Source organism: Mesobacillus maritimus (assembly GCF_019749255.1).
Classification (GTDB): Bacteria; Bacillota; Bacilli; order Bacillales; family Cytobacillaceae; genus Mesobacillus_B; species Mesobacillus_B maritimus_A.
In genome coordinates, this window is sequence record NZ_JACWFH010000002.1 from 54149 (window position 1) to 62045 (window position 7897).

Sequence of the window (7897 nt, forward strand, 5' to 3'; positions counted from 1 at the left end):
TGCCCGAGAAAGAGGTGAGGTGGTGAAAAAGGTAACGGTGGAAAACTCAGCATATCCGATCTTGGGTATAGAGGGTGTTGATAAATTCATGAGAATCAAAAAAGAGTGCTGGAGCAGAAAAAAGCGCTCTATGAAGGATTCATAAGACCCTAAAAAGAGTGGCGGAGCAGAAAAAAGTGCTCTATGAAGAGTTCATAAGACCCAAAAAGAGTGCCGGAGCAGAAAAAAGTGCTTTATGAAGAATTCATAAAACCAAAAAAGAGCGCCAGAGCAGAAAAAAGCGCTCTATGAAGACTTCATAAGACCCAAAAAGAGCGCCGGAGCAGAAAAAAGTGCTCTATGAAGAGTGCATAAGACCCAAAAAGGGCGCCGGAGCAGAAAAAAGTGCTCTATGAAGACTTCATAAGACCCAAAAAGAGTACCTGAGCAGAAAAAGGTGCTCCATGAAAAATCCATGAGACCAAAGAGTGCCGGAACAGAAAAAATGCTCCATGAAAAGTTCATGAAGCCCAAAAGGGTGCCAGGATGAAAATCTTAAAAGCACATAATTGACTCCTCTAGTTTTTAACCTCAAGCGCCAACCTTAAATACTCAATCAACAAGCTAGATTGTTCTTTTAGCTTTACATCCTCCTTAGGAAGAATGGCGTGATCAAGTGCGAGGCCGTCAATGAAGGTAATGATTGACCTTGCGATCATTTCACCGCTCTGTTTGTTGCTAAATTCACCGCTTTGTTGCCCGGCTTCAATAATGTTTGCATATAGCTTGAGTGCGAAGGAATATCTCTCTTGGGCGTAGTTCCTTCTTCGCTGGTCATTTCGTCCAGTAATAAAAAACTCTAAGTTACTTGCGGCTAATGGATCCATATGATCACTTGGTTCTTTGCTCTCACCAAAAATTCGCGATAGCAGTAAGTCCCAATAAGATTCTACTTTTTCTTTTAGTAATTGATCTGTTTTTGCTACATCAATCAATAGTCGATCAGCTAAGATGGCTTCAAATAAATCTTCCTTATTTGAGAAGTATTGATACAAACCTCCTCTGCTAACGTCTGCTGCGTCCATTACATGCTTCATGGTCGTTCGTTCATATCCATGTTCGATAAAGACTTGTGTTGCTGCTTCTACTATTTTAGCTCGTCGTTGTTCTAGGTGTTCCTTGCTGACTTTTGGAGACATCCTGATTCCCCCGATTAATTTTGTTTTTCGCTAAATACCCAATTACAGCTGCTACTATTAATAAGGAAGCGGTAATAATAAAGGTTGGTACGACTCCTAATACCGTTGCAAGGTAACCGCCTAATAATGGTCCAATAATCGTTGCGGTGGTCGTTACACTATTAATAACTCCAAATACTCTTCCAGTCAAATGAACAGGGGTTTCAAGCTGAACAGCTGTTTGAAAGGGCACAAATACCAGTATTGCTGAGAAGCCACCGAAAAAGCCTAAAACAGGTCCCCAAATCATGATAAAAGCTAGTTCTAAGTGAGTGAGAACAGCCATTAGACCAAAGCTAATCCCAATTCCACAAACCCCAACCAACATCAAGTGATAAGCGAGATACTCAGTCCTTTTTGCTAACAGTATCCCAGACAATAGCATCCCGATACCTGAGGCTGTCACAATATATCCGAACAGGTCTGGAGATACTGACGGAATCTCCCTAAGTAAAACGATAATTTGAGAATCGGAGAGTTGCAAAATTAGAAGGCTAAACCCTAGAAAAAACATTCCTACTAACAAGTGAAACCTGGACTTAATAAAAGTAAGTCCTACTAGCAATTCATTTTTCAATGAGGAACTGGGCTGACTAGTAGGTTCTTTTTCATTGGAGAGGGTCTGAGCCCCCTTAGGCAACAATAAGATTAAGCATGCTGAAACAATAAAGGTAAAGGAGTCGATTAAAAATACCATCTTTGCGCCAAACACAGAAACGAGGGCTCCACTTAATAAGGGACCCAATATTTTTGTACTTGAATCAATCATAGAGGTGATTGCCATGGCGCTTTTCATATCCTCTTGTGGAACTAACTCTTTTAATTTCCCATTTTTTGCAGGGACGAAGAATGAGGAAAATACTCCAATCGTAATTAAACAGATATACACAATCCAAATAGTGTCCGCTACAGCCAAAATGAGAATCAGTGCAGCACGTACTATGTCAGATATCACCATTAATCCTTTGCGGTTAAAACGGTCTGCGAGTGTTCCAGTAAAAGGACCGAATAGGGCCATAGGAAGTGCTAGACATAAAATGATGAGGGATACTTCCATTGGTGAAGCATTCCACTTTAAGCCTACTAACGTAATAACTGCGATCATACTTAGCCAATCCCCAATACTAGATATAGCTTGAGCTGCCATAAGCGTGGTAAACCCTTTGTTCTTCATTAAACTCTTGTTCATATTCTCACTCAACCCCTTTTTATGGTTAAACAAACAGTTACATAAAAGACACGAGTGTCGTTTATGTAACTTTATTATAACGACATTAATGTCGTTTTACAACTCTCATTATGGGTTTTTATTTTAAAATTGGAAATGGAATCCCAAATTAAGTTTGTATTCTTCGGACATGCTGGTATCACACTAGTGGCAAGAGGTGAGTATCCATTGAATGTAGTAACGACTTTTAATGAGAAAAAGCGTGAAAAGCAAATAAAATATGAGCGCTCATTGTTGCGTGAGTTATCTATTCAGAGGTTGCAAGCGAGAGTGAAAGATTGTTTTGGTTCCTCTAGACTGGCGTCAGGTCTCCTGATGAATTCTGGTATTGAAGAAGCGTGTTATGATGTGGCAATTGAGGCTTATTTGCTGGGAGGAAGATATAGTCGCTTTGGCTACTTTGGTGAATCACTTGAGATGGCGCGTAAAAGATGTCGGGAAGAGGAAAAACACCTTGTTGATACCTTGTATAACTTCTTCCTGTTCTGGGGGAATGGAGATGAGGGAATCGCAGGTGAATCCCTTTATTACATGTGTGAACAATATGTTGATGGCTGGTGGCGAGAAGGATTCCAAAAAGGAGAGAAACGGCATAAGCTAAAAATGCACTAATACGGGGTTCTAAACAGACTTCCTGTCCCATATATTTTAAAAAAATGGGACGAGTGAGTGGGAGGATGGTTAGAGCCTAATGAAGAAGTTTCGAGTATTACTCTATGTAATTGGACTTATGTCGTTATTTATAATCCTGCAATATGATTTTGAAGAAGACGATGCATGGAGGATGCAGAACTTACCTCTTTCTGGTCAAATCATTGTTTTAGATCCTGGTCATGGTGGGCCTGACCCAGGGGCGGTTCAAGGAGAGGCAATAGAAAAGGATATTTCATTAAATGTCAGCCTTAAGCTCCGTGACTATTTACAGCAGCAGGGTGCCCTTGTTTTAATGACACGGGAGACGGATATTGATTTGGCCGATAAAGATCTTAAAGGATATAGCCGTAGAAAGGTACAAGATTTAAAAAGGCGGCTAGAGTTGATTAATCACTCTGATGCGAGCTTTTTTGCTAGCATACATTTAAATGCTATTCCTTCATCAAAATGGAAGGGTGCACAAACCTTTTATTCTGGTCATTTTAAAGAGAGCAAGCGGGGAGCAAAGTTTATTCAAGAAGAACTTCGTCGAAATCTAGAAAACACAAATCGAGAAGCAAAGACCTCGGACAGTATCTATATATTAAAGAACTCTGAAATCCCAGGCGTACTTGTCGAGATAGGGTTTCTTTCAAACCCAACAGAAAGGGAATTATTAAGACAAGAAGAATATCAAGAACAAGTTGCTGCTTCCATTTACCAAGGAGTAATGCGTTATTATACAAATGAGCGTAAAATTTTTAATTGAAGGAGGTCATTCTCCTTCTTTTTTTATTGGCGAAGTACTGAATCAAACACCTTATCCGTGAATTCAAAATATAGCCAAACGAACTAGAATGCGTTAAGATAATGGAAAGCGGTTTCAATGTGTGATTGGGATAACATCCTGTTACGATGACATTATGTTATACTTATAATTGATAAAATTATCAGACTAGGGGGATTACTTTATTATGGTAACGGATGCACAAGTTAGAGAACTCATAGGTGGATTAAATGAACCATTTTTACATAAAACGCTTAGTGAACTAAATGCGATTGAAGAAGTGAAAATTAAAGAAGAAAAGAACCACGTCAGTGTTAAAATTGCTCTCGCTAAAACAGGTACCGCTGAGCAATTACAATTACAGACACAGATTGTCAATCTATTAAAGGAAGCGGGAGCTGCTACAGTAGGTCTTAGATTTATTGAACTACCACAAGAGGTTCTTGCAAAGTACCGCTCAGAAAGCGATAGTGGAAGCAATGATGAAGGACTTCTTTCTCCAGCTAGTAAGACAACTTTTATTGCCATTGCAAGTGGTAAGGGAGGAGTTGGGAAATCAACGGTTTCTGTTAATTTAGCGGTATCGCTTGCTCGTTTAGGGAAAAAAGTAGGACTAGTGGATGCTGATATCTATGGTTTCAGTGTTCCAGATATGATGGGGATTACTCAACGTCCTGTCGTACGTGGAGAGAAAATCATTCCTGTAGATCGTTTTGGCGTTAAAGTTATTTCAATGGGATTCTTTGTTGAAGATAATGCACCAATCATTTGGCGTGGACCAATGCTAGGCAAGATGCTCAATAGCTTCTTTAATGAAGTGGAGTGGGGCGATCTAGACTACTTGCTATTAGATTTACCTCCAGGCACAGGGGATGTGGCTTTAGATGTTCACTCAATGCTTCCTGCTTGTAAAGAAATTATTGTCACAACCCCGCACCCTACTGCAGCATTTGTAGCAGCTCGTGCAGGAGCAATGGCATTACGTACGGATCATGAGCTTCTCGGAGTAATCGAGAATATGTCGTATTTTGAGAGTAAAGTAACTGGTGAGAAGGAATTAGTATTTGGCCAAGGTGGCGGTGACAAACTTGCCGATGAACTTAATACAAAGGTATTAGGGAAGCTACCACTCGGACAACCTGATTGGAATACAGAAGACTTTGCTCCATCTATTTATCAAGAAGATCATAAAATAGGCTCACTTTACCTAGATATTGCGAAGCAAGTTGTAAATAGCTTAGAAAAATAATCATTAAAAAGCCTTTCCCTTGTGGAAAGGCTTTTTGCATCATTGTTCTTCTTTCTTCTTCTCCTGTTGTTTGCTTATATCATCTGCTGCTGTCACAATAATTTCTTGAATTTTAGCTTTAAATAATGGGCTTTCGAAAGTCTCAGTAATAACCGTTTGCATTTGTTGTCGATATTCACTGCTTTTTAACAGAGTGAGCATTTCTTTCTCTAATTCAGGGTCTTTTAAAATCTCGACCATCATGGAGCGGTACTCAGGATCTTTCATGAGGTTTTTGATTAATTTTTCATGTTCAGTCTGCATGCTTTTTGCGTAAGCTTCCGCAAATTTGGGATCCTCAAATGCAGTTTTCCAAAACTCAGTTCCCTTTTCAGAAATGAGTGATTTTTCAATTGCATCTGAAACTACCGATTGTTCCATAATGAGTTTCTGTTGCATTTCTTCATCCTTCATCATTTCTTGGATAGCCTTTTTTCCATCATCTGTTTTTAAAATATCAACAACCATCTTCTTAGTTGCATCGTAATCCAATTCCTCTCCACTTGTTTCTACAGGTGCACAACCGGAAACGAACCCTAAGAATAACGCTGGGATTAGGAACTTAATGGCTTTTAACATAGTCATTCCCCTTTCACAAAAGCAACCTTACCTTTAGAATGGATTGTTCTTTAAATATTATACAGTCAAGTGGTCTAATCCTAGATTTTTCTAGCGCTGATTGGTACAATCAAAGAAGTGAACTTTATTATTGGAGGAAAATATAGTGACAAGTAGGAACTGGGTAAAATTATTTATCTCCACATTACTCATCGGCGGCATTACTACAGGTATTGTTGGTTTTATAGTGCGCTGGGATGAGTTTGCACCATTTTTCATTGATTTTAATATCGTTGAGATACTGGCTATCTTATTTTGGCTTATTGGTGTCGGTTTTATCTTTAGCCTTTTAAGTCAGGCGGGATTTTTTGCTTATCTGACCGTACACAGGTTTGGGCTTGGGGTTTTCAAATCCAATAAGCTATGGAATGCAGTTCAGTTGATTTTAATTGCTGTTGTACTCTTTGATTTAGTTTACCTAAGATATGAAGTATTTGCGGCAGAGAATGAAAGCCTTCTACCTTATATTGGATTAGCTCTCGTTGTATTTATAGCTGGCTTAATTGTGGCTTATTTAAAATCAAAGCAAACAAACAAAATGGCTTTTATTCCAGCATTGTTTTTCATGATTGTTGTTACCGTAATCGAATGGGTACCAGTCTTAAGGGTAAATGAGGAAAGTTGGGTTTACTTAATGCTGTTCCCGTTACTGATATGCAATGCCTACCAACTTTTAATGCTTCCAAGGTTGAACGAAAGATCACTTAAAGAACGGGAAAACATACAAAAAGCACCTAATTCAAAACCGAAAAGAACACAAAAAAAACCGTCCAATGCTTAATGGACGGTTTTTTTTGTTTAGTTTATGGGCCTAACAATTTTTAAGATTAGTTTACCTCGGAAGATTTCGTTTTTCCGTTTGCAATCATTTCTGAAACAGTAACCATTTTCAGGTTTTTGTTTTTAATCTCACTCAAAACAGCGGGGAGTGCTGCAGCTGTTTGTTTGGCTGAGTCGGATGCGTGCAAGAGGACGATATCTCCCTTTTTTGTCTTTTTAATGTTTTCAACGATGTTTTCTACACCTGGATTTGTCCAATCTTTTGAATCTAGACTCCAATGAACGACGGTATAGCCCATCTTGTCAGCAATATTCAATGTTCGTTTATCGAAATGTCCAGTAGGTGCTCTTACCAACTCGATATCCTCAATGTTCAACTTTTTAAACACCTCTTGTGCTCTTGACAGATCTTGTCTAACTTTTGCCTCTTCAATTTCTGTGTAATCCTTATAATCATACCCGAGAATTCCAATTTCATAGCCTTCCTTGGCAATACGACTAACTAAGTCGGGATGCCTCTCAGCCCAAGCACCTGATAGAAAAAAGGTTGCAGCAGGGATATTTTCTTTTTTTAAGGTATCAAGGATAGGTTCTGCTTTTTCATCTCCCCAACCAATATTAAAGGTTAAAGCTACGTCCTTTTCTCCCTTGTAGATCGCCTTTGGTCCATCTTCTGTTGAGAAAACTGGGACCTGAGCTATGCTTTCAACATAAAAAAACCACGCGGTAAAAAATGCTGCGATGAGAATGACTATTGCTTGTTTAACCGATTTTCCATTCAACACTAAAAAGAATTTCATTACTATTCACCTCGTCCATGGACTCCTTGTCTAATTTTTATGAAGAAATCGGAAGGATATGTATAAAACTTATGAATTATAAAGTGAGAGGAGGGAAAAGATACAATCACTAACAACTTGAATAGGAGTGTTGTTATGCTTGGATTCTTAATTAACAAAAAAGAATGCAAAGAGTTGGAATATCTGATTAAAAGAGAAATGGATGAAATCTTATTTGATTTAAGGGATGAACGAATTGACCATGTGGTAAAAAGGGCGATGAAGGAACGATATAAAATATTATTTTCGTTATTTAAAAGAGTTGCTTCTCCAGCAGAGTGTATGAAATACATAGCGACAGATAAAAAGGCATCAAGAAAATCTTATTAAAAATAAATTTGGTTAAAGTGTTGACATATATTATTTTAGTTGGTATATTAATAAACGTCGCTGATAGACAACGACATTAACGAAAAAAAGTTATTGATTTAAATTTAATTCTATGTTAAATTTAAAAAGTCGCTTCTGAGCGAATATGTTCTTTGAAAACTAAACAAACAAGCGTCA

9 protein-coding genes are annotated in these 7897 nt (G+C 38.3%); 5 read left to right on the top strand and 4 right to left on the bottom strand.

What is annotated here, in order from left to right; translation table 11 throughout:
- Positions 1-557 precede the first annotated feature (557 nt).
- Entirely contained in the window at positions 558-1178 is a 621-nt protein-coding gene (locus tag H0185_RS01220) for a TetR/AcrR family transcriptional regulator (RefSeq protein WP_221870418.1), read from the bottom strand.
- Complete coding sequence (locus tag H0185_RS01225; protein WP_221870419.1) at positions 1132-2406, bottom strand: MFS transporter; 1275 nt, start codon at positions 2404-2406, stop codon at positions 1132-1134. The genes H0185_RS01220 and H0185_RS01225 overlap by 47 nt, the downstream gene beginning before the upstream one ends.
- 207 nt (positions 2407-2613) lie before the next feature.
- Between H0185_RS01225 and H0185_RS01230 the strand changes: the two genes are divergently transcribed.
- From H0185_RS01230 to H0185_RS01240, 3 genes are all read left to right on the top strand, one after another.
- The gene (locus H0185_RS01230) at positions 2614-3057 is read left to right on the top strand and encodes a YbaK family protein (RefSeq protein ID WP_221870420.1); all 444 of its coding nucleotides are present in this window, start codon (positions 2614-2616) and stop codon (positions 3055-3057) included.
- 79 nt (positions 3058-3136) lie between these two features.
- Positions 3137-3847, top strand: a complete 711-nt coding sequence (gene cwlD / locus H0185_RS01235; protein ID WP_221870421.1) for an N-acetylmuramoyl-L-alanine amidase CwlD — start codon at positions 3137-3139, stop codon at positions 3845-3847.
- A gap of 205 nt (positions 3848-4052) precedes the next feature.
- Positions 4053-5114, top strand: coding sequence for an Mrp/NBP35 family ATP-binding protein (locus tag H0185_RS01240; protein WP_221870423.1), 1062 nt, complete (start codon positions 4053-4055; stop codon positions 5112-5114).
- A 39-nt stretch (positions 5115-5153) separates the two neighbouring features.
- Here the strand turns inward: H0185_RS01240 and gerD are convergent, their stop codons facing one another.
- Positions 5154-5732, bottom strand: a complete 579-nt coding sequence (gerD, locus tag H0185_RS01245) for a spore germination lipoprotein GerD (RefSeq protein ID WP_221870425.1) — start codon at positions 5730-5732, stop codon at positions 5154-5156.
- A gap of 145 nt (positions 5733-5877) precedes the next feature.
- On the opposite strand from gerD, the gene H0185_RS01250 reads away from it, so the two are divergent.
- Positions 5878-6552: a KinB-signaling pathway activation protein gene (locus H0185_RS01250; protein ID WP_221870427.1), complete on the top strand. Its 675-nt coding sequence runs from the start codon at positions 5878-5880 to the stop codon at positions 6550-6552.
- Between the two features lie 46 nt (positions 6553-6598).
- Here the strand turns inward: H0185_RS01250 and pdaB are convergent, their stop codons facing one another.
- On the bottom strand, positions 6599-7351 hold the full coding sequence (pdaB, locus tag H0185_RS01255; RefSeq protein ID WP_221870428.1) for a polysaccharide deacetylase family sporulation protein PdaB: 753 nt from the start codon (positions 7349-7351) through the stop codon (positions 6599-6601).
- A gap of 135 nt (positions 7352-7486) precedes the next feature.
- Here pdaB and H0185_RS01260 point away from each other — a divergent pair, with 135 nt between their 5' ends.
- Positions 7487-7720, top strand: coding sequence for a hypothetical protein (locus H0185_RS01260; protein ID WP_221870430.1), 234 nt, complete (start codon positions 7487-7489; stop codon positions 7718-7720).
- The last annotated feature ends 177 nt before the right edge of the window (positions 7721-7897 follow it).

Coding starts and splice junctions, on each gene's coding strand:
- H0185_RS01220 (WP_221870418.1), bottom strand. CDS start 1,178: ATGTCTCCAAAAGTCAGCAAGGAACACCTAGAACAACGACGAGCTAAA.
- H0185_RS01225 (WP_221870419.1), bottom strand. CDS start 2,406: ATGAACAAGAGTTTAATGAAGAACAAAGGGTTTACCACGCTTATGGCA.
- cwlD (WP_221870421.1), top strand. CDS start 3,137: ATGAAGAAGTTTCGAGTATTACTCTATGTAATTGGACTTATGTCGTTA.
- H0185_RS01240 (WP_221870423.1), top strand. CDS start 4,053: ATGGTAACGGATGCACAAGTTAGAGAACTCATAGGTGGATTAAATGAA.
- gerD (WP_221870425.1), bottom strand. CDS start 5,732: ATGTTAAAAGCCATTAAGTTCCTAATCCCAGCGTTATTCTTAGGGTTC.
- pdaB (WP_221870428.1), bottom strand. CDS start 7,351: ATGAAATTCTTTTTAGTGTTGAATGGAAAATCGGTTAAACAAGCAATA.
- H0185_RS01260 (WP_221870430.1), top strand. CDS start 7,487: ATGCTTGGATTCTTAATTAACAAAAAAGAATGCAAAGAGTTGGAATAT.